This window comes from Janthinobacterium sp. CG3 (assembly GCF_000344615.1).
Taxonomy (GTDB): Bacteria; Pseudomonadota; Gammaproteobacteria; order Burkholderiales; family Burkholderiaceae_D; genus Janthinobacterium.
Genome location: NZ_KB467824.1, coordinates 4375029 through 4396282, shown reverse-complemented (window position 1 = coordinate 4396282; position 21254 = coordinate 4375029). Strand labels below are relative to the sequence as shown.

The 21254-nt window shown below is 62.0% G+C and carries 22 protein-coding genes; 16 read left to right on the top strand and 6 right to left on the bottom strand.

Annotated features, from left to right (window positions below; genetic code table 11):
* The first annotated feature begins 5 nt into the window (after positions 1-5).
* Both JANGC3_RS0119525 and JANGC3_RS0119520 read left to right on the top strand, forming a co-directional pair.
* Entirely contained in the window at positions 6-986 is a 981-nt protein-coding gene (locus tag JANGC3_RS0119525) for a branched-chain amino acid ABC transporter permease (protein ID WP_017878178.1), read from the top strand.
* Between the two features lie 68 nt (positions 987-1054).
* The gene (locus JANGC3_RS0119520) at positions 1055-3112 is read left to right on the top strand and encodes a D-(-)-3-hydroxybutyrate oligomer hydrolase (protein WP_017878177.1); all 2058 of its coding nucleotides are present in this window, start codon (positions 1055-1057) and stop codon (positions 3110-3112) included.
* Positions 3113-3307: 195 nt separating this feature from the next.
* On the opposite strand, the gene JANGC3_RS0119515 is transcribed toward JANGC3_RS0119520, so the two are convergent.
* The gene (locus JANGC3_RS0119515) at positions 3308-4663 is read right to left on the bottom strand and encodes an aminotransferase-like domain-containing protein (RefSeq protein WP_232429737.1); all 1356 of its coding nucleotides are present in this window, start codon (positions 4661-4663) and stop codon (positions 3308-3310) included.
* A gap of 188 nt (positions 4664-4851) precedes the next feature.
* Here JANGC3_RS0119515 and JANGC3_RS0119510 point away from each other — a divergent pair, with 188 nt between their 5' ends.
* A complete protein-coding gene (locus JANGC3_RS0119510; protein ID WP_017878175.1) occupies positions 4852-5844 on the top strand; it encodes a DMT family transporter in 993 nt (330 codons plus the stop codon).
* A gap of 300 nt (positions 5845-6144) precedes the next feature.
* Here the strand turns inward: JANGC3_RS0119510 and JANGC3_RS0119505 are convergent, their stop codons facing one another.
* Positions 6145-7311 (bottom strand): iron-containing alcohol dehydrogenase, encoded by a 1167-nt coding sequence (locus JANGC3_RS0119505; protein WP_017878174.1) that lies wholly within the window; start codon positions 7309-7311, stop codon positions 6145-6147.
* Between the two features lie 244 nt (positions 7312-7555).
* On the opposite strand from JANGC3_RS0119505, the gene mnmG reads away from it, so the two are divergent.
* The 13 genes from mnmG to JANGC3_RS0119440 all read left to right on the top strand — a co-directional run bounded on the left by mnmG (position 7556) and on the right by JANGC3_RS0119440 (position 19382).
* On the top strand, positions 7556-9487 hold the full coding sequence (gene mnmG / locus JANGC3_RS0119500; RefSeq protein ID WP_017878173.1) for a tRNA uridine-5-carboxymethylaminomethyl(34) synthesis enzyme MnmG: 1932 nt from the start codon (positions 7556-7558) through the stop codon (positions 9485-9487).
* Positions 9484-10131 carry a 16S rRNA (guanine(527)-N(7))-methyltransferase RsmG gene (gene rsmG, locus JANGC3_RS0119495; RefSeq protein WP_017878172.1) on the top strand — a complete coding sequence of 216 codons (648 nt, stop codon included), beginning with the start codon at positions 9484-9486 and terminating at the stop codon, positions 10129-10131. The genes mnmG and rsmG overlap by 4 nt, the downstream gene beginning before the upstream one ends.
* A gap of 110 nt (positions 10132-10241) precedes the next feature.
* Positions 10242-11012, top strand: a complete 771-nt coding sequence (locus tag JANGC3_RS0119490) for a ParA family protein (protein ID WP_026133207.1) — start codon at positions 10242-10244, stop codon at positions 11010-11012.
* A 60-nt stretch (positions 11013-11072) separates the two neighbouring features.
* Positions 11073-11957 (top strand): ParB/RepB/Spo0J family partition protein, encoded by an 885-nt coding sequence (locus tag JANGC3_RS0119485; protein WP_017878170.1) that lies wholly within the window; start codon positions 11073-11075, stop codon positions 11955-11957.
* Positions 11958-12281: 324 nt separating this feature from the next.
* The gene (locus tag JANGC3_RS0119480) at positions 12282-12650 is read left to right on the top strand and encodes an ATP synthase subunit I (RefSeq protein ID WP_017878169.1); all 369 of its coding nucleotides are present in this window, start codon (positions 12282-12284) and stop codon (positions 12648-12650) included.
* 50 nt (positions 12651-12700) lie between these two features.
* Positions 12701-13507 carry a F0F1 ATP synthase subunit A gene (gene atpB / locus JANGC3_RS0119475; RefSeq protein ID WP_017878168.1) on the top strand — a complete coding sequence of 269 codons (807 nt, stop codon included), beginning with the start codon at positions 12701-12703 and terminating at the stop codon, positions 13505-13507.
* A 60-nt stretch (positions 13508-13567) separates the two neighbouring features.
* Positions 13568-13849, top strand: a complete 282-nt coding sequence (atpE, locus tag JANGC3_RS0119470; RefSeq protein ID WP_017878167.1) for a F0F1 ATP synthase subunit C — start codon at positions 13568-13570, stop codon at positions 13847-13849.
* Between the two features lie 43 nt (positions 13850-13892).
* Positions 13893-14363, top strand: a complete 471-nt coding sequence (locus tag JANGC3_RS0119465; RefSeq protein ID WP_017878166.1) for a F0F1 ATP synthase subunit B — start codon at positions 13893-13895, stop codon at positions 14361-14363.
* A 2-nt stretch (positions 14364-14365) separates the two neighbouring features.
* The gene (locus JANGC3_RS0119460; RefSeq protein WP_026133205.1) at positions 14366-14911 is read left to right on the top strand and encodes a F0F1 ATP synthase subunit delta; all 546 of its coding nucleotides are present in this window, start codon (positions 14366-14368) and stop codon (positions 14909-14911) included.
* A 78-nt stretch (positions 14912-14989) separates the two neighbouring features.
* A complete protein-coding gene (atpA, locus tag JANGC3_RS0119455) occupies positions 14990-16531 on the top strand; it encodes a F0F1 ATP synthase subunit alpha (RefSeq protein ID WP_017878164.1) in 1542 nt (513 codons plus the stop codon).
* A 62-nt stretch (positions 16532-16593) separates the two neighbouring features.
* Positions 16594-17469 (top strand): F0F1 ATP synthase subunit gamma, encoded by an 876-nt coding sequence (gene atpG, locus JANGC3_RS0119450; protein ID WP_017878163.1) that lies wholly within the window; start codon positions 16594-16596, stop codon positions 17467-17469.
* Positions 17470-17499: 30 nt separating this feature from the next.
* On the top strand, positions 17500-18900 hold the full coding sequence (atpD, locus tag JANGC3_RS0119445) for a F0F1 ATP synthase subunit beta (RefSeq protein WP_026133204.1): 1401 nt from the start codon (positions 17500-17502) through the stop codon (positions 18898-18900).
* Between the two features lie 59 nt (positions 18901-18959).
* Complete coding sequence (locus JANGC3_RS0119440; protein ID WP_026133203.1) at positions 18960-19382, top strand: F0F1 ATP synthase subunit epsilon; 423 nt, start codon at positions 18960-18962, stop codon at positions 19380-19382.
* Positions 19383-19649: 267 nt separating this feature from the next.
* Here JANGC3_RS0119440 and JANGC3_RS0119435 read toward each other — a convergent pair whose 3' ends face one another.
* The 4 genes from JANGC3_RS0119435 to JANGC3_RS0119420 form a co-directional block, all read right to left on the bottom strand.
* The gene (locus JANGC3_RS0119435; protein WP_026133202.1) at positions 19650-20045 is read right to left on the bottom strand and encodes a type II toxin-antitoxin system death-on-curing family toxin; all 396 of its coding nucleotides are present in this window, start codon (positions 20043-20045) and stop codon (positions 19650-19652) included.
* Positions 20042-20269 (bottom strand): transcriptional regulator, encoded by a 228-nt coding sequence (locus tag JANGC3_RS0119430; protein WP_026133201.1) that lies wholly within the window; start codon positions 20267-20269, stop codon positions 20042-20044. Before JANGC3_RS0119430 ends, JANGC3_RS0119435 begins: the two co-directional genes overlap by 4 nt.
* Positions 20270-20372: 103 nt before the next feature.
* Positions 20373-20633 (bottom strand): hypothetical protein, encoded by a 261-nt coding sequence (locus tag JANGC3_RS0119425; RefSeq protein WP_017878158.1) that lies wholly within the window; start codon positions 20631-20633, stop codon positions 20373-20375.
* A 3-nt stretch (positions 20634-20636) separates the two neighbouring features.
* On the bottom strand, positions 20637-21233 hold the full coding sequence (locus tag JANGC3_RS0119420) for a hypothetical protein (protein ID WP_157406759.1): 597 nt from the start codon (positions 21231-21233) through the stop codon (positions 20637-20639).
* Positions 21234-21254: the final 21 nt, after the last annotated feature.

The window sequence follows — 21254 nt, the reverse complement described above, 5'->3', positions numbered from 1 at the left end:
TCAAGATGAATAAAAACATCGGCTACGCCATCGCGCTGGCCCTGGCCCTGGCGGCGCCTTACTTCGGCTACCCGGTTTTCCTGATGAAGCTGTTGTGCTTCGCCCTGTTCGCCTGCGCCTTCAACCTGTTGATCGGTTTCACCGGCCTGCTCTCGTTCGGCCATGCCGCCTTCTTCGGCGGCGCCGGCTACGTCGCCGGCCACGCGCTCAAAGTGTTCGGCCTGCCGGTCGAGCTGAGCCTGTTGCTGGGCGTCGGCGCGGCGGCGCTGATCGGCCTGGTCATGGGCGGCCTGGCGATCCGCCGCCAGGGCATCTATTTCTCGATGATCACGCTGGCGCTGGCGCAGATGGTCTACTTCCTGGCGCTGCGCATGGGCTTCACCGGCGGCGAGGACGGCTTGCAGGGTGTGCCACGTGGAAAGCTGCTGGGCGTGATTGACCTGAGCAACGACACCACGCTGTACTTCGTCGTGTTGGCGATCGCCGTGGCCGGCTTCGCGCTGATCATGCGCACCGTGCATTCGCCGTTCGGCCAGGTCTTGAAGGCGATCAAGGAAAACGAGCCGCGCGCGATCTCGCTGGGCTACGACGTCGACAAGTACAAGCTGCTGGCCTTCGTGCTGTCGGCGGCGCTGGCCGGCTTGGCCGGCGCCACCAAGACCCTGGTGCTGGGCTTTGAAACCTTGACCGACGTGCACTGGACCATGTCCGGCCTGGTGATCCTGATGACCCTGGTCGGCGGCATGGGCACGCTGGCCGGTCCGATCCTCGGCGCGGTCATCATCATCGTGCTGGAAAACAAGCTGGGCGACCTCGGCACCTTCCTGGCGACCAGGACCGGCGTGGAATGGTTCAACACACTGGGCGAATCGGTGAGCATGATCACCGGCCTGATTTTCGTTGCCTGCGTGCTCTTGTTCCGGCGCGGCATAGTGGGCGAAATGATCGCCCGGTTCGCCCCGGGCGGCCACAAAAAAGCCGCCTGATTGGCAAAGCAACGCCGGACTCCAAGTCCGGCGTTTTTCATTGGAGCATCGTTTTTTGGAAGGATGACATGAAAAATATCAAGAGCGCATTTCACACCGGCAGCCTGGCCATCGCCACGACCGCGCTGGTCGCCTGCGGCAGCAACCAGGACCCGGAAAGCCTGAACGTCCTGCCGGCCTATCTGGGGCCGATTACCAGCGCCAGTTATGACGGCGTGTCGAACGACCTATTGACCGCAGGCTTGGGCAAGACCGGCCTGGGCGGTGTCACGCCCGACTACGCCGATCCGGCCAATCCCAGCGCCGTCGAGTTGCGCCGCAACGCCATCCACGCCAATTACCGGGCCGTGCTCGACATCAACGCCAACAGCGGCTACGGCACGCTGTACGGCCCCAACGTCGACGCCAGCGGCGCCGTCACGGCCGGCGAAGGCAAGGTTGCCGGCAGCGAATACCTGGCCTACGCTGACGACGGCAGCGGCAAGCTGAACGTGACGCTGATGGTGCAAGTGCCGGCCAGCTTCGACCCGGCCAACGCTTGCATCGTCACCGGCACCTCGAGCGGCTCGCGCGGCATTTACGGCGCCATCGGCAGCTCCGGCGAATGGGGCTTGAAAAAGGGTTGCGCGGTCGCCTATTCCGACAAAGGCAGCGGCACCGGCCTGTACACCTTCGACGACGACGCCGTCAATCTGCAAAGCGGCGTGCGCGCCACCCGCGCGGCGGCGGGGAAGAACGCGCTGTTCGCCCCGGTGCTGAGCGACGCCGAGCGGCTCGCCTTCGCCCTCGCGTATCCGAACCGCGTGGCGATGAAGCACGCGCACTCGCAGCAGAACCCGGAGCAGGACTGGGGCAAGTCGACCTTGCAGGCAATTGAATTCGCCTACTATGTGCTCAACGAGAAGTACGGCGTGCTGGCCAGCGACGGCAAGCGCCACCTGCTGCGCCTGACGCCGAAAAATACCATCACCATCGCCTCGAGCATTTCAAACGGCGGCGGTTCGGCCTTGCGCGCCGCCGAGCAGGACACCCTTGGCTTGATCGGCGGCGTCGCCGTGACCGAGCCGCAAGTACAAGCGAAGGCCACGCCCGCCTACACGGTGCGGCAGGGCGGGGCGCCGGTGAGCGCGCAGGCCAAGCCGCTGCTCGATTATGCGAGCTACGCGGCGCTGTTCCAGCCCTGCATCGCCGGCAGCAGCGGGCGCTGCACCGCACTGGTCGGCAAAGGCTTGCTGACCGGCGCCGACCTGGCCACGCAACAAAGCAACGCGAAAGCCAAGTTGAAGGCCTACGGCTGGCTGAGCGACTCCGATCCCTTGCAGGCCGGGCACGCCGTCGCCAACGTCCTGGTCGCGGTCAGCTATGCCAATGCCTACGGAAAATTCTCGGTCACCGACAAGGTATGCGGTTTCAGCTTCGCGGCCACCGACTCCACCGGCAACCCGATCGCCTACACGCCGGTGCAAAAGGCCGGCAGCTACGCGCTGCAGAGCAGCGGCATCGGCAACGTCGTGTACGAAGATTCGGTGGGCGGCGCCAAGGCCTACGCGTTTGGAGTGTCGCAATCGACGGGTCTGGCAGACCAGTCGCTCGATGGCTTCCTGTGCCTGCGGGCGCTGGCGACCGGCGTTGACCCGATCAACGGCGGCGCGCTGGCGCCGGCCTTGGCGGCGCGAAGCCAGCGCGTGCGCGACGGCATCGCGCAAGTACAGGCGACCGGCAATTTGCGCGGCAAGCCGGCGATCATCGTGCATGGCCGCGCCGACACCCTGATCCCGGTGAACCACGCGTCGCGCGCCTACGTGGGTCTGAACGCCGCGGCGGAGGGCAGTGCCAGCAAGCTGCGCTACATCGAGGTGAGCAACGCCAACCACTTCGACTCTTTCACCAACGCCTTGCCGACGGTCATCGTGCCCTTGCACGTCTACCTGAACCGCGCGCTCGACGCCATGTACGCCAACTTGAAAACGGCGCAGGCCCTGCCGCCTTCGCAAGTGGTGCGCACTGTCACGCGGGCCGACGCGACAACGCCGATCACCGCCGCCAACGTGCCGCCGATCGCCGCGGCGCCGGCGGCGGCCAACGTTATCTCGGTGAGCGGCACGGTGGTCGACGTGCCGAACTGATCTGACTTGTTCGAGGCTGCTGCGTTAAAATCATCAAAACCTAGGGGGGTAACCCCGGGGTCGGACCTTCAGGTCTGGCCCCGGCATCCGCCTCCGGTTTGTGTTCCACGTGGAACACAAACCCGCCTTCAATCGCTCCACTTGGTCAAGATGCCGACAATGCATTAGGCCGTACGGAGGCTACGGGAAAGGCGCTTAGTTGTGCAGCGCGGCGCGCAAAAAATCAAAGATGCGCGGATCGGACGATTGCGCCACGTTGAAGCGCAGGTAGTTGCCGGCCGTGCGCGCCGGGCTGAACACATCGCCGGGCGCCAGCAGTATGCCTTGCTCCAAAGCATCGCGGGCAATCCCGGCGCAGTCGGTGCCCTCGCTTGCCTTCGCCCATAGAAACAATCCTTCCTCGGCCTCGTGCCACAGCGTCAAGCCGCAGTCCTTGATGCGCCGGCGCGCCTGCACCGACGCGCCGCGCAGATGCGCGCGCACCGCATCCATATGCTTGCGATAACTGCCGTCGACCAGCAACTGATGGATCAGGCGCGCGCACGCCTCGTTGTTGCCGAACGAGGTGGCCAGCTTCAGTTCGACCAGGCGCTCCAGCCATTCTTGGCAGCAGCTCAGATAGCCGCAGCGGGCCGCGCCCGACAGCGTCTTTGAAAAGCTGCCGATGTGGATCACGCGCTGTAACTGGTCCAACGCGGCCAGCCGCGTCGACGGCCGCTCTTCGAAGTCGGCGAAGGTATCGTCCTCGACGATCGCGAAATCGAATTGCTCCGCCAGGCTCAGCAACTGGTGCGCGACCGCCGGCGCGACCGTGACGCCGGTGGGATTGTGCAAACTGCCATTGGTCAGATACAGGCGCGGCCGGTGCAGCGCCGCCGCCGCCGCGAAGGCCGCCATGTTCGGGCCGTTGGCGAGCAGGGGAACGCTGACGACCTTGGCCCCGTGCACCGCCAGCACGGCCTGGAAATTGAAATAGCAGGGATCGTCGACCAGCACCGTGTCGCCCGGCCGCAGCAGCAGCCGCAGCGCCAGGTCGATGGCTTGGCTGCCGCTGTCGGTGAGCATGATTTGTCCGGTGCCGGCATCGATGCCGCGTAGTGCGAGCAGGCGCTGCAGGTGGCGCCGCAAGGGCTCGAAACCGAGTGGTTCGCCGTAGCCGGACAGCGCTTGCGCGCCGGCGCGCGAGACGGCGCGCAAGCCCCGGGCGATGCCCTCGGAGTGGAGCAGGGGCGCCGGCAGCCAGCCGCATCCGGGTTTCAGCATCGCCGGATCGAGTTGCAGGGAATTGCGCAACATCCAGATGGGATCGATGGCGCGCTGCGCCGAAAGGTCTATGGCGCTGCGCAATTCGACCGGACCGCGCAGCGTCGCCACGTAGAAGCCGGCCTTGGGACGCGAGGTTAGCAAACCCTGCGCAACCAAGCGGTCATACGCTTCCACCGCCGTTGATTTGGAGATGCCGTTGACGGCGGCGAACTCGCGAATCGACGGCAGCTTGCGGCCGGCGCCCAGGGAACGGGCGAGTATCAGCCCCGACAGTTGATCGACCACTTGTGCCACCAAGGGCACATTGCGTTGCGGGGAAATATCCAGTTTCAATCTGTGCCCTTTTTTGATCAGTACAGTTGACTTGATTATATGCCGTCTGTCCCTGTCGGCACGCCGGTCGCCTTTCTATACTGGAGCACCACAACAAGCGCGGACCGACCCCCCGGTGACGGCCGCATGCAAAGGATTCTATGCAGAAAGACTATGCCCGCGGCGCGCTGTGCTGCTTCGTTGCCACCGTTGCCTGGGGCGGCATGTTCCCGGTCATGGACGACGCGCTGACAAGGATCGACGCGTTCCAGTTCACGGCGATCCGCTACAGCGTCGCCGGGCTGGCTTTCCTGGCCCTGCTGCTGATGCGGGAAGGGCCGGGCGCGTTGTCGCTGAAAGGCGAGCGCTACTGGCTGGCCTGGCTGCTCGGTAGCGCAGGATTCGCCGGCTTCGGTTTCGTGGTATTCCTGGGACAGCAATTGGCCGGCAGGGAAGGAACGCTGAACGCGGCCGTGATCATGGCGACGATGCCGATGCTGGCGCTGCTCGTCAACTGGAGCGTGCGGCGCACCCGACCGCCGCTGGTCTCGTTTGCCTTTATCGGACTATCGTTTCTTGGCGTGGTGCTGGTCATTACCGACGGCCAACCCCAGCGCTTGCTACGGGAGTACGCCAACTACCGGTCGAACGCCTTGCTCCTGCTGGGCGCCCTGTGCTGGGTCGTCTACACCGTCGGGGCATCGCTGTTCGCGCATTGGAGCCCGTACCGTTACACGACGATGACGACCTTGCTCGGCTTGAGCACCGTGTTCACGGTCGTGATCGCGCTGCGGGCGGCCGGCCTGATTCATCCCGTGTCCGCCAGCGTCGTGGTCTCCATCGCTCCCCACCTGGGCTACATGATTTTCCTGGCGGGATTTGTGGCCGTGCTGGCCTGGAATATCGGCAACAGCATCATCACGCCGATGAACGGCGTGTTGTTCATGGATGTCGTTCCGTTGACGGCTTTCATCGTGTCGGCCGCCGGTGGCACGCCGCCGCGGGGCGGGCAGATGGTCGGCGCGGCGCTGACCGCCAGCGCGCTGGTCCTCAACAATATATTCCAGCGGCGCCGCATGGCCGCGCAAGACGCGCGGGCAGCGTTGCGCAAGCTGGTACCGCTGGCGTTGAACGACAAGCCGCTCCCTTCATGACGAAGGGCTATAGCCGTGACCTATCGATTTAATAACAACAATCAAATGTTTTTCTGCCGGATTTTTTCGTATAGTGGCTTTCGTGGGCTTTCCAGCTTGCGCCGCCATCGGCCAGAACCGTTCAGGAGTAAAGCATGACAACGAAAAATCGCGTGTTACGACCCATCGCCGCCGCCGTCTTGGAAACCTTCGCAGTGCTGGTGCTGATAGCCGCTTCGGCGACAAGCGCCTAAACTCCATCGTCGCCGCGAACATGTCAGCTGCGCGGCTGTTCCACGTGGAACAGCCGTTACCGACGCCTTACCAAGCCGCGGCGTAAATTGCGCGGGCGTCGTCCCGGCCGACTTCGCGCGGATTGTTTCCCAGCAGCCGGGTCTGCAGCATCGCCTCGTCGGCTAGCCGGTCCAGGTCGACGGCGCCGACGCCAACCTGCCGCAACCGCGTTTCGATGCCGCTGTCGACGGCGATCCGCTGCATCGCCAATGCCAGCGCGTCGGCCCGCGCCTCGTCGCTGCCGGTGGCGCGCGGCGCCACAATCGTGGCCAGTTCCGCGTAGAGCGTGGCGGCCGCCGGCGCGTTGAAGCGCAACATATGCGGCAACACCAGCGCATTCGACAAACCATGCGGCACGTGGAACACGCCGCCGACGGGGTAGGCCAGCGCGTGGACTGCCGCCACCGGCGCGTTTGAGAACGCCTGCCCGGCCAGCATCGCCCCGAGCAGCATCGCCTGGCGCGCCGCCAGATCGCGGCCATCCCTGCACGCCGCGATCAGGCTACCGTGCAGCAACTGCAAGGCCTGGCGCGCCAGCGCGTCGGACAAGGGGTTCTTTTTGTGGCGGCTGGTATAGGCTTCGATCGCATGCACCATCGCGTCGATACCGGTGGCGGCGGTAACGTGCGGCGGCAGACCCAGTGTCAGCTCGGCGTCGAGCAGCGCGACGTCGGCGTACAGTTGCGGCGCGACGACGCCCATCTTGGTGGCTGCGCCGGTCGTGACGATGGCGATATTGGTGACCTCGGAACCGGTGCCGGCGGTGGTGGGCAGCAGCAGCAGCGGCAGGCGCGCCCCCGTCACCTTGCCGATACCGTAAATCGACGGCAGATCCTGCGCGCCGCCGGCCAGCACGGCGGCCAGCTTGGCGACATCCATCGAACTGCCGCCGCCGAGGCCGACGACGGCGTCGGCGCCAAAGGCGCGCGCCGCCTGCACGGCCGCCATGACGACGGACTCGGGCGGATCGGCCACGACTTCTGAAAAAACCTGCACCGCGACATTCGCCGCCTCCAAACTGTGCAGCGGCGCGGCGACCAGACCGGTCGCTAGAAAGCCGGCGTCGGTTACCAGCAGCGCGCGGCGCACGGCGGGGAAGCGCGAGGCGAGATGCATGCCCAGCTGCCTGGCGGCGCCGAGTTCCGACACGATGTGGGCGACGGTACTGAAAGCGAAAGCGGGAAAGCGATTCATCGCGACTCCTGTCATCAGTGGCTTGGGACTGCCTGTGGAACCTAGCTTACACCGAACCGTGGCGGTGTGCCCGCCGGGTTTTCCGCTGTTCCACGTGGAACAAAGCGGTCCGCGGGGGGGCGCTTGGCGTCCTGTTCCACGTGGAACAGTGGAGGGCGGCGATGAAAATTTAAGCAGTTAGGGGCCTCGTCCGTAAAAAGACTCTATAATCTGGGCTTATCCCCTCGCATTTACCCATTCCACCATGCTATTTCCTACTGAATTCGACGTCATCGTTGTCGGCGGCGGTCACGCCGGCACCGAAGCGGCCCTCGCTTCCGCCCGTATGGGGCAGAAGACGCTGCTGCTCACGCATAACATTGAGACCCTGGGCCAGATGTCGTGCAACCCCTCCATCGGCGGCATCGGCAAGGGCCACCTGGTCAAGGAGGTCGACGCCATGGGCGGCGCGATGGCCATCGCCACCGACGAGGCCGGAATTCAATTCCGTATCCTGAATTCGTCCAAGGGTCCGGCCGTGCGCGCCACCCGCGCCCAGGCCGACCGCATTTTGTACAAGGCGGCGATCCGCTCGCGCCTGGAAAACCAGCCGAACCTGTGGCTGTTCCAGCAGGCGGTCGACGACCTGATGGTAGAGGGCGACCGCGTGGTCGGCGCCGTCACCCAGATCGGTATCAAATTCCTGGCGCGCGCCGTGGTGCTGACCGCCGGCACTTTCCTCGACGGCAAAATCCATGTCGGCCTGAACAACTACTCGGCCGGCCGCGCCGGCGACCCGCCGGCCATTTCCTTGTCGGCGCGCCTGAAGGAATTGAAGCTGCCGCAGGGCCGCTTGAAGACCGGCACGCCGCCGCGTATCGACGGGCGCAGCATCGACTTTTCGGTGATGCAGGAACAGCCGGGCGACCTCGACCCGGTGCCGGTGTTTTCCGTCATGGGCAACGCCGCCATGCATCCGAGGCAGGTGCCGTGCTGGGTCACGCACACCAATTCGCAGACGCACGACATCATCCGCGCCGGCCTCGACCGTAGCCCGATGTACACCGGCGTCATCGAAGGCGTCGGCCCGCGCTACTGCCCCTCGATCGAGGACAAGATCCATCGCTTCGCCGGCAAGGAATCGCACCAGATCTTCCTCGAGCCGGAAGGCTTGACGACCAATGAATTCTATCCGAACGGCATCTCGACGAGCCTGCCCTTCGACGTCCAGGTGGCCCTGGTGCAGTCGATGAAGGGCATGGAAAACGCCCACATTTTGCGCCCCGGCTACGCCATCGAATACGACTATTTCGACCCGCGCGGCCTGAAAGCGTCGCTGGAAACCAAGGTCGTCGCCGGCCTGTTCTTCGCCGGCCAGATCAACGGCACCACCGGCTACGAAGAGGCGGCGGCGCAGGGCATGCTGGCCGGGCTCAACGCCGCGCTGCTGACGCAGGGCCGCGACGCCTGGGTACCGGGCCGCTCCGAGGCGTATCTGGGCGTGCTGGTCGACGACCTGATCACCCAGGGCGTGCAAGAACCGTACCGCATGTTCACCAGCCGCGCCGAGTACCGCCTCAGCCTGCGCGAGGACAACGCCGACATGCGCCTGACCGAAATCGGCCGCAAATTGGGCTGCGTCAGCGACTTGCAGTGGCAAACCTTCGAGAAAAAACGCGAGTCGGTCGCCGTCGAACTGGAACGCCTGCGTTCGACCTGGGTCAACCCGCGCATCCTTGCGGCGGCCGAATCGCAGCGTATAGTGGGGCAGGCCATCGAGCGCGAATATTCGCTGGCCGACCTGCTGTGCCGGCCGAACGTGCAATACGACACCCTGATGAGCATGACCGGCGTCGACGGCCAAGCCTTGGCCGGCCCCGGCGTCGACGACGCCGCAGTGCGCGAACAGGTCGAAATCCAGCTCAAATACGCCGGTTACATCGAGCGCCAGAGCAAGGAGATCGAGCGCCACGAGCACTATGAAAACTTGAAATTGCCCGAGGCTTTCAACTACCTCGACATCGGCGCGCTGTCGATCGAGGTGCGCCAGAAGCTCGACAAGCAGCGTCCCGAAACGCTGGGCCAGGCTTCGCGCATTTCCGGCGTGACCCCGGCGGCGATTTCGCTGCTGCTGGTGCATCTGAAAAAGCGCGGTTTCGGCGGCGCCGCCACATTGAAAGACGAGGTTGCGCAATGAAGCCGTTTGACCGCGCCGCGCTGGCGCAAGTGCTGGAGCGGGGCGTCGCCGAGCTCCAGCTCGACCTGGACGAGGCGCAGATCGCCAAGTTGCTGGACTACCTGGCCTTGCTGGCGAAGTGGAACGCCGTCTACAACCTGACGTCGGTGCGCGATCCGATGCAGATGCTGACCTTGCATGTGCTCGATTCGCTGGCCGCGGTGTCGGCCTTCGCCGGCGCGGCCAACGTGCTCGACGTCGGCGCCGGGGGGGGACTGCCGGGCATGGTGCTGGCGATCTCCCGGCCGGACATGAAAGTGTCGATGATCGACACGGTGCACAAGAAAACCGCCTTCCTGACCCAGGTGAAGGCGGAACTGGCCCTGACCAACGTCAGCATCCACACGATGCGCGTCGAGCAGTTGCAGGTCAAGCAGCCTTTCGACGTCATCACCTCGCGCGCCTTCGCCGACCTGTCCGATTTCGTCAACTGGTCGGGCCATCTGCTGGCCGACGGCGGCCAATTCATCGCCTTGAAGGGGGTGGCGCCGCCGGACGAGCGCGAGCGGCTGCCGCAAGCGTGGAAAGTGACGGAATTGAGGGCTATACGGGTACCGGGGCTGGACGCCGAGCGCCACCTGGTATTTATAGCAAGAGCGCAATAAACGTAGTAAACCGTTTATTTCGTTTATACGATATATACAATATAAACGAAATAAACGATTTATACAAAATAAACGATATAAACGATATATACACTTTAAAATAAGAATACATGGCCAAAATATTTTGCGTTGCAAATCAAAAGGGCGGAGTGGGCAAGACCACCACCAGCGTCAACCTCTCCGCCGGACTGGCCAAGCTGAACCAGCGGGTACTGCTGGTCGACCTCGACCCGCAGGGCAACGCCACCATGGGCGCCGGCATCAACAAGGCCGGCCTGACCGCGTCGACCTACGAGGTGATGCTGGGCGAGTGCGACGTCAAGACGGCGCGCCAGCGTTCCGAGGCGGGGCGCTTCGACGTGCTGCCGTCGAACCGCGAGCTGGCCGGCGCCGAGGTCGAGATGGTGGCGCTGGAAAACCGCGAGCGCCGCCTGAAGGACGCGCTGGCCGAAGTCGACGCCGACTACGACTTCATCCTGGTCGATTGCCCGCCGGCGCTGTCGATGCTGACCTTGAACGGCCTGTGCGCCGCGCATGGCGTGATCATTCCGATGCAGTGCGAGTACTACGCGCTGGAAGGCCTGTCCGACCTGGTCAACACCATCAAGAAGGTGCACGCCAACCTGAACCCGGACTTGAAGATCATCGGCCTGCTGCGGGTGATGTTCGATCCGCGCATGACCTTGTCGCAACAGGTCTCGGCCCAGCTCGAGCAGCATTTCGGCGACAAGGTGTTCCAGACCATCATCCCGCGCAACGTCCGGCTGGCCGAAGCGCCGTCCTACGGTTTGCCGGGCGTGACCTTCGACCCCAGCTCGAAGGGGGCGCAGGCCTACATCGCCTTCGGCGCCGAAATGGTCGAACGTATCAAACATATGTAATTCGCAGTAATTCGACGGCGCCGCCCCCGGGCGCGGCGCCGCCCACACTATTAGGACAGCATGGCAACTAAAAAACTTAAAGGACTGGGACGCGGACTCGACGCGCTGCTCGGCGGCGGCGGCGACTTCGGCAACGCCGAAGCGGGCGCGCCGTCGACGCTGGCGGTCAGGCAGATGCAAGCCGGCAAATACCAGCCGCGCACCCGCATGGACGAGGGCGCGCTGAACGAGTTGGCGGCGTCGATCAAGGCCCAGGGGCTGATGCAGCCCATTCTGGTGCGGCCGATCGGCCAGGACACGCTGAGCGGTCTTGTTAAATATGAAATCATCGCCGGCGAGCGGCGTTTCCGCGCCGCCCAGATCGCCGGCCTCGACGAGGTACCGGTGCTGGTGCGCGACGTCGACGACATGGCCGCCGCCGCGATGGCCCTGATCGAGAACATCCAGCGCGAAGACTTGAACCCGCTGGAAGAGGCGCAGGGGATCCACCGCCTGATCACCGATTTCAGTTTCACCCACGAACAGGCGGCCAACGCGGTCGGCCGTTCGCGCAGCGCGGTGTCGAACCTGTTGCGCCTGATGAACCTGGCCGGCCCGGTGCAAACCATGCTGATGGCCGGCGATATCGACATGGGCCACGCCCGCGCCTTGCTGGCGGTGGACGGCGCCACCCAGATCACGCTGGCCAACCTGGTGGTGGCCAAGCGCCTGTCGGTGCGCGAGACCGAAAAGCTGGTCAACCAGACCCTGGAGCAACAGGCCAACCCGAGCGAGCCGCGGCAGAAGGAGAAATCCGGCGACATCGCGCGCCTGGAGGAGGAGCTGTCCGATTCCCTGGCGACCCCGGTGGTGTTCAAGATGGGTAACAAGGGCCGCGGCCAGATGGTCATCGACTTCGCCGACCTGGACGTGCTCGACGGTTTGCTGGCGCGCCTGCGCGGTTGACGCGGGCGACGGTGTCGTCCAGCCCCGTTTGCCGCCGGGGGCTTGTTTTTGCGGCGCCAGTCCATATATATATCGTTATATCTCACATAGCGGCTGGAACATGCCGCGCCCGGCCCCGTCAACGACGGCGCAGGGGCGTCGTTCCAGCCCGCAGCCTCCTCGCGCCTTCCCGGCCTTGGTGCAATCTGTCGTCAAATAGCCTGCAAAACGGCTGTTTCGCGCAGAAAGTGCCCTGCTGCGGTGCAGCAACGTTTGACTCGTAACATCAAAGCCAACTATAATCCTGTGTCTTTGCGTGTACGGATTCTTCTGGGAACTTGGTAAGTGAGAAATTCGAAGCAAAATATTGCCAAGCCAGTCTACAAAGTCGTCGCCCTTCAGCTAGCAATCGTCGTCATATTTGCAGTTTTGGTGAGCGTGTTGGCTGACGCGCATAGTGCTTGGTCGGCCGCCTATGGCGGCGGCATCGCGGTCGCCGGCAGCCTGGTGTACGCGCTGTTTGTCGCAGGTGGTTTCGTCGATGCCAACAAGGCATTCCGGGCGCACTTGAAGGCCGAGCTGGTAAAAATATTTATCACAGTGGTGCTGTTTGTTTTGGCACTGGTGTTGTTTCAGTCGGCCGCCTGGTTATGGCTGATCTTGGGTTTCGCGGTGGCAACCTTGGCTTACTGGTTTTCATTGCTCGCTGTTTAATCATTGGTTTCGGGGCATTTTGTGTCCTGGAACGACAAATCTAAATTCATATGACCACAGAACACGCTATTGAAGCGGGCCACCATGCCCCGGCAAACTCGACCGAATACATTTCGCACCATCTGTCCCATCTGAAAAATGAGGCCGGCACCATCAATCTGGACACGTTCTGGATCTCGGCCATTCTGGGCCTGGTGTTCCTGGGTGTGTTCTACATGGCGTCGCGCAAGGCCACGGCCGGCGTGCCGGGCCGCCTGCAAAACTTCGTCGAAATGGTGATGGAAATCGTCAACGACACGATTAAAGGCGCCTTCCACGCCAAAAGCGCCGTCATCGCGCCGCTGGCCATCACGATTTTCGTCTGGGTCTGGTTGCTGAACGCAATGGACTTCCTGCCGGTTGACTTGCTGCCTAAGCTGCTGACCTACGTCGGCGTCTACAACCTGCGCGTGGTCCCGACCGCCGACGTCAACCACACCTTCGGCATGTCGCTGTCGGTCGTGCTGTGCGTCATCGCCTTCTCGATCAAGGCCAAGGGCCTGGGCGGTTGGATTAAAGAACTGTTCACCGCGCCCTTCCACGGCCACGGCTTCGCCGTGATCCTGCTGGCGCCGGTCAATTTCCTGCTGCAAATGGTCGAGCTGGTCGCTAAGTTGATCTCCTTGTCCTTGCGACTGTTCGGCAATATGTACGCCGGCGAACTGATTTTCATCTTGATCGCGTTGTTGCCTTGGTGGGCGCAGTGGATGCTGGGTGGTCCATGGGCAATTTTCCATATCTTGATTGTAACTTTGCAAGCTTTTGTGTTTATGGCGTTGACAGTTGTGTACCTCAGCCTCGCGGTCGAGAAACACTAACCGGCAACTTTATATTTTGTTTTTTTTAGTATCTTTCGTTTTTAAATTTAGGAGAATTTTATGCAAGCTCTGATCGCACAAGTACAAAGCATGACCGTTCTGGCAGCAGCCATCATCATCGGCCTGGCCGCAATCGGCACCGCACTCGGTTTCGCAATCTTGGGCGGCAAATTCCTGGAAGCGTCGGCACGTCAACCTGAACTGATGCCACAACTGCAAACCAAGCTGTTCGTTATCGCTGGTCTGCTGGATGCTATTTCGATGATCGGCGTCGGTGTTGCTCTGCTGTACACGTTCGCGAACCCGTTCCTGACCGCTGTTATCGCCGCCGCTGGTAAGTAATACTGCTCCAACCCTAGGAGAAACTTTTAGTTAGGAGCAAGGTATGGACATCAATATGTCGCTCGTCGGCCAGATGATCACCTTCGCGGTGTTGGTCTGGTTTTCGATGAAGTTCGTATTTCCAGCGCTGAACACGGCGTTGGATGAGCGTGCCAAGAGAATCGCGGATGGATTGGCTGCGGCCGATCAGGGTCAGGCTTCGATGGCAGTCGCTGAGAAGCGCGCTCAAGCCGAATTGGCTGGTGCACGCGTAGAAGCTCAATCGCGGGTTGCGGACGCTGAAAAGCGCGCCCAACTGGTCGCGGAAGAGATCAAAGCCAACGCACAAGCCGAAGCGGACCGCATTATTGCGCAAGCTAAAGCAGACGCTGATCAGCAACTGTCGAAAGCACGCGAACAATTGCGCGCTCAGGTGGCTGACCTGGCTGTCAAGGGCGCCGAGCAAATCCTGAAGCGCGAAGTGACGGCATCGGCACACGCCGAGCTGTTGGCGCGCCTCGCTGTCGAGCTGTAATCATGGCAGAACTCGCAACCGTCGCCCGTCCCTACGCGGAAGCTTTGTTCCGCGTAGCCCAAGCTGGTAAGGAATCGACAAGCCTCGCGGCGTGGGCCGAACTGGTGTCAGAATTGGCACAGATCGGCACCCACCCCGAGGTGCAGGCGTTTGCCCGCAATCCGAAAGCATCGGATAGCGACGTGGCCGCCACCATTTCGTCCCTGGTGAAATCGCCGCTGAATCAGGAAGCCAAAAACTTCCTCTCGATGTTGGTTGAAAACGGCCGCATCAGTCTGCTGCCGGAAATCGGCGCGCAATTCCAGCTGTTGAAAAACAGCGTGGAAGGCGCGGCCGACGCCGACATCACGAGCGCATTCGAGCTGAGCGCAGCCCAGGTGGCCGATTTGGTCGCAACGCTGGAAAAGAAATTCAATCGTAAGCTCAACCCCGTCGTGACAGTGGATGCATCGCTGATCGGCGGCGTGCGCGTGGTTGTTGGTGACGAAGTGCTCGACACCTCGGTGCGCGCCAAGTTGCAACAAATGCGTGTTGCACTGGTGTCGTGACCGACGGCTTACGCCGACCAGCGTTAGACAGAACCTTACCCCTCGCGCAAGCTGAGAGAAACACTTTTAGGAGTTAGTATGCAACTCAACCCATCTGAAATCAGCGAGTTGATCAAGAGCCGGATCCAAGGTCTTGACGGCGGCGCTGAAGTGCGTAACCAAGGCACGGTCATCTCCGTAGCCGACGGTATCTGCCGCATCCACGGTTTGTCGGACGTGATGCAAGGCGAGATGCTGGAATTCCCGGGCAACACCTTCGGCCTGGCGATGAACCTGGAGCGCGACTCCGTTGGTTCCGTCATCCTGGGCGACTACGAGCACATCTCCGAAGGCGACACGGTCAAGTGCACCGGCCGCATCCTGGAAGTGCCGACCGGTCCCGAGCTGCTTGGCCGCGTGGTCAACGCGCTGGGCCAGCCGATCGACGGCAAGGGCCCGATCGACGCCAAAATGTCGGCGCCGATCGAAAAGATCGCACCGGGCGTGATCGCCCGTCAGTCCGTTTCCGAGCCAATGCAGACCGGCTTGAAGTCGATCGACGCGATGGTGCCGATCGGCCGCGGTCAACGCGAACTGATCATTGGCGACCGTCAAACCGGTAAGTCGGCAGTGGCGATTGATGCGATCATCAATCAAAAAGGCCAGGGCATGAAATGTATCTACGTCGCGATCGGCCAAAAGGCCTCGTCGATCAAGAACATCGTGCGCTCGCTGGAACTGCATGGCGCCATGGAATACACCATCGTCGTGGCCGCGTCGGCCGCCGAATCGGCCGCGATGCAATACATCTCGCCGTACTCCGGTTGCGCCATGGGCGAATACTTCCGCGACCGCGGCGAAGACGCGCTGATCGTCTACGATGACCTGTCCAAGCAAGCCGTTGCCTACCGCCAGATCTCGCTGCTGCTGCGCCGTCCACCAGGGCGCGAAGCCTACCCTGGCGACGTGTTCTACCTGCACAGCCGCCTGCTGGAACGCGCGGCACGCGTGAACCCCGACTACGTCGAAGCGTTCACCAAGGGCGCCGTCAAAGGCAAGACCGGTTCGCTGACGGCGCTGCCGATCATTGAAACGCAAGCCGGCGACGTCTCCGCTTTCGTGCCGACGAACGTGATTTCGATCACCGACGGCCAGATCTTCCTGGAAACCTCGCTGTTCAACGCCGGTGTCCGGCCCGCGATTAACGCCGGTATTTCGGTGTCGCGCGTCGGTGGCGCCGCCCAGACCAAGGTCATCAAAAACCTGTCCGGCGGTATCCGTACCGACTTGGCGCAGTACCGCGAATTGGCTGCGTTCGCGCAGTTCGCTTCGGACCTGGACGAGTCGACCCGCAAGCAGCTGGACCGCGGCGCGCGCGTTACTGAATTGCTCAAGCAAGCCCAGTACTCGCCACTGCCGATCTCGCTGATGGCCGTGTCGTTGTTCTCGGTGAACAAGGGCTTCCTGGACAATGTGCCAGTTAAGCAAGTGTTGGCTTTCGAAGCCGGCGTTCACGCTTACATGAAGACCAAGCAAGCTGCTCTCCTGGCCAAGATCGAAGAAACCAAGCAACTGGACAAAGACGCCGAAGCTGCGCTGTCGGCCGCTGTTGCTGATTTCAAAAAATCCGGCGCATATTAAGCGACCAGGCGGCGCGCCATTCAGTTGGCGCGCCGCCCAACGCGCACAAGGAGTAAGGACTCATGGCAGTAGGCAAAGAGATACGTGGCAAGATCAAAAGCGTAGAAAATACGAAGAAGATCACCAAGGCGATGGAAATGGTCGCCGCGTCCAAAATGCGCAAGGCGCAGGAACGGATGCGGGCCGCCCGTCCCTACAGTGACAAGATTCGCAATATCGCCGCCAATCTGGCGGGCGCCAATCCGGAATACACGCACCCGTTCCTGGCCCTGGCCAAGGGCACGGACGCCAAGGCGGTCGGTTTCATCATCGTCACCACCGACAAGGGTCTGTGCGGCGGCTTGAACACCAACGTGCTGCGTTTGGTGACGAGCAAGTCGCGCGAACTGGAAGCGGCCGGCAACACGATTCAAGCGGTAGCCATCGGCAACAAGGGTTTGGGTTTCCTGAACCGCGTTGGCGTCAAGGTGATCGCGCAAGTGACACAGATCGGCGACGCGCCGCATTTGGACAAGCTGATCGGACCGGTCAAAGCCATGCTCGACGAGTACGAGGCTGGCAAGCTGGACGCGGTGTACCTGTGCTACACCAAGTTCATCAACACGATGAAGCAAGAGCCGGTGATGGAGCAGTTGCTGCCACTGGCCGCTGAAAAAATGCAGGCCGACAAAGGTAATCACACTTGGGATTACATTTACGAGCCGGATGCACAAAGCGTGATTGACGAACTGCTGGAGCGCTATGTTGAAGCGCTGGTGTACCAGTCGGTAGCGGAAAACCTGGCGTCCGAGCAATCGGCGCGCATGGTTGCGATGAAGTCGGCGAGCGACAACGCCGGTAGCGTGATTGGCGAGTTGAAGTTGATCTACAACAAAACCCGTCAAGCAGCGATTACCAAAGAACTCTCCGAAATCGTCGCCGGTGCGGCTGCGGTTTAAACGAATTTAACTATATTTGAAGGAACGAACATGGCTGATGGCAAAATCGTTCAGTGTATCGGCGCTGTGGTGGACGTTGAGTTTCCACGCAATGCGATGCCTAAGGTATACGATGCCTTGAAGATGGCAGGCTCGGACCTGACCCTGGAAGTACAACAGCAATTGGGCGACGGCATTGTCCGTACCATTGCGCTGGGTACCTCGGACGGTCTGCGTCGCGGCATGATGATTCAAAACACCGGCAAACCAATCATGGTGCCGGTCGGTAAGGCGACCCTGGGTCGCATTATGGACGTGCTGGGCAATCCAATCGACGAATGCGGTCCTGTCTCGCAAGAGCACACCATGTCGATCCACCGCAAGCCGCCTGCGTACGACGAACTGTCGCCATCGCAAGACTTGCTGGAAACCGGCATCAAGGTGATTGACTTGGTTTGCCCGTTCGCCAAGGGCGGTAAAGTCGGCTTGTTCGGCGGCGCCGGCGTCGGCAAGACCGTCAACATGATGGAACTGATCAACAACATCGCCAAGGCGCACAGCGGCTTGTCCGTGTTCGCCGGCGTGGGCGAGCGTACCCGCGAGGGTAACGACTTCTACCACGAGATGGCCGACGCCAAAGTGGTCGATCTGGAAAATCCAGAGAACTCCAAAGTGGCGATGGTCTACGGCCAGATGAATGAACCGCCGGGTAACCGTCTGCGCGTCGCGCTGACCGGCCTGACGATCGCTGAATCGTTCCGTGATGAAGGCAAAGACGTTCTGTTCTTCGTCGACAACATCTACCGCTTCACGCTGGCCGGTACCGAAGTGTCGGCGCTGCTGGGTCGTATGCCGTCGGCGGTGGGTTACCAGCCAACGCTGGCCGAAGAGATGGGCCGCCTGCAAGAGCGCATCACCTCGACCAAGACCGGTTCGATCACCTCGATCCAAGCCGTCTACGTCCCTGCGGATGACTTGACCGATCCGTCGCCTGCCACCACCTTCGCCCATTTGGACTCGACCGTCGTTCTGTCGCGTGACATCGCCTCGCTGGGTATCTACCCCGCCGTCGATCCACTCGATTCGACCTCCCGTCAATTGGATCCGCTGGTCGTTGGCCAGGAACACTACGACACCGCCCGCGCTGTCCAGGGTATCCTGCAGCGCTACAAGGAATTGCGCGACATTATCGCGATTCTGGGTATGGACGAATTGGCGCCGGAAGACAAACTGCTGGTATCGCGCGCACGTAAAATGCAGCGTTTCCTGTCGCAGCCGTTCCACGTCGCCGAAGTGTTTACCGGCGCGCCTGGTAAATACGTTTCGCTGAAAGACACGATCAAGGGCTTCAAAATGATCGCGTCGGGCGAACTCGATCACCTGCCAGAGCAAGCGTTCTACATGGTCGGCACGATCGAAGAAGCAATCGAAAAAGCCAAAAAACTTAACTAATATTAAGTTTCGGCTGAACCCCGCCTGCGGGCGGGGTTCTTCAACCCGATAGGACACACATGGCAAACACAATTCACGTTGACGTGGTTTCCGCTGAAGAACTGATTTTTTCAGGCGAGGCGGAATTCGTCGCGTTGCCGGGCGAAGCGGGCGAGCTGGGGATCTACCCCAAGCACACGCCGTTGATCACCCGCATCCGTCCGGGCGCGGTCCGCATCAAGGTAGTCGGCCAAGCTGAAGAAGAGTTCGTCTTCGTCGCCGGCGGCCTGCTGGAAGTGCAGCCGAACGCCGTGACCGTACTGGCCGACACCGCGATCCGCGGCAAGGACTTGGACGAAGCGAAAGCAAGCGAAGCCAAGAAACGCGCGGAAGAGATGCTGCTGAACAAAGATTCGGGCATCGACTACGCCAAGGCGCAAGCCGAACTGGCAGCGGCGATCGGCCAACTGGCGGCGATCGCCAAACTGCGCGCGAAACACTAAGCGCAGCGGCAAGCAGCACGAAAAAAGGGCAGCCTCGGCTGCCTTTTTTTACGCCTGCCGAACAAGTGGCGCTGCCAACACCGCGTTTAGTGAGCGGGCCGGCAACGCTGCAAATCAAGCCAAGGCGAAGGGCCGGAGTCAGACCCCGAGGGTCTGACCCCAGGGTTACACCGTTGGTTTTGATTATTTTCAACGACGAAGCCGCTTAACTGAACTGCATTAGGGGGCTGACCCCGCCCTTGCGTGCCGGCTGCCTTCAACCAAGCGCTACTTGGCAAGGCATAGCCTTTCACGCAACCATTGCGCCATCTGCTCTTCGTTTACCGTTCCGGTGGCAAGGCCTTCCATAATGCGAATGGCGTCCATGGCGGAAAACACCAGTCGAAAACCATTGTCGGCTAAAAAAAGCCGAGCGACCACCCAAGCTGTCCGCTTGTTGCCATCGTTAAAGCAATGGGTGCGCGTTAGCCCAAATGCATACGCCGCGGCTAAGGCGCCGGCATCGGGCGGCGGTATGCCGTAGATGTTAAGTTGTTCGGGGCGCGCAAGCGCCGCCCGCACTGCGTTTTCGTCGCTGACCCCGTCCAGCCCGCCATGCTGCGCCAATTGCACATCATGTACGGCGAAGACAACGTCACGCCGAACCCAGCGCCAAGTGTTCACTCGGCCATGGCCCGTAGCACTTCACGGTCGTCGCGCATCAATTGTTCGGCAAGTTCCATCTGGCGGGCGAAATCGGGATTGTAAGGGGTGATGCGCAAGCCGCCGCCCGGTGCTTCCGTCAGATAGACGGTGTCGCCGGTTTTTACTCCGAGTTTGAGCTTGGTCTCCCTGTCGAGGATGAATCCTTCCGACGTCCCCACGGTTGTTACTTTGAGAGTAATCATCGCGCGCTCCACATAATAAAACGTATATAGGAAGAGTATCGCCACTGGCTGCGGATGTTGCCGCGCTGCTGAAGTCAAATCAAGCAGAGGCCTAAGGCCGGGGTCAGACCTCGAGGGTCAGACCCCGCCGCTGGTGCGCGTGTTCTTGCTCCAGTTCGGCGACGACGCGCGGGTCGTCCGGCTCCAGCACGTCGCGCAGGTCGCCGTCGAAGAAGGTCAGGCCTTCGCTGCCGTCGAGGTCCGCGCGGCGCTTCCAGTACACCAGCTTACCGGCGCCAACGATGACGTCGTTGGCGTGTCCCTCCGGCGCGCTCGAGCGCGCCAAGATTTCCTCAAGAGTCGGCATGGCCGTATCGATCATCATGTTCTACGATGCCTCCCGAATATAGTTCAAGCCCAGCCTGGTGGACGCCCGTTCCCACGCGCGATGGTGGATTTCGGCGGTGGCGTATTGAACCGACAGCTCGCCGCGGTTCACCATGTCCGCCACATCGCCATACGCCAGCCTTAATTCCTCATCATACACGCCTTGGATGGTCGATTCCTTCGGCCACGCGCGCATAGCCGTCATGACGTGCCGGTAGGCGGGGGATACCGCGCGCAGCTCCGACAGGCCGAGGCCGATGGCGTTCCCCACGTCGGCGCACGAAAACGACAGACCCGACGGGTGGTTGTGGGTGAACAGCGCGCCGGCCGTGCCGGCGAGATCGCGGGGAAGAAACCTGGCATGATCGACCAGGCCCGATCGCTTCGATAGCATGGTTCCGTCCCAGCTGAAAAACGCGCCGGTTTCGATGCTGTCGCGCCGGACCGTCTCTTCGAACCGGACCGCCGCGGCGCGCGCCGGCGTCGACAGCTCCGGCGCGACGCGGTGGTAGCCGGGGTCGTAGATTGTAAACATGCCCTGCGATTGATTGAAGGTGCGCATTTTTTCCATTGAGCGCCGCCGCTGCGCGTCAAGCATAGTCGGATGTGCTTGCTTGTC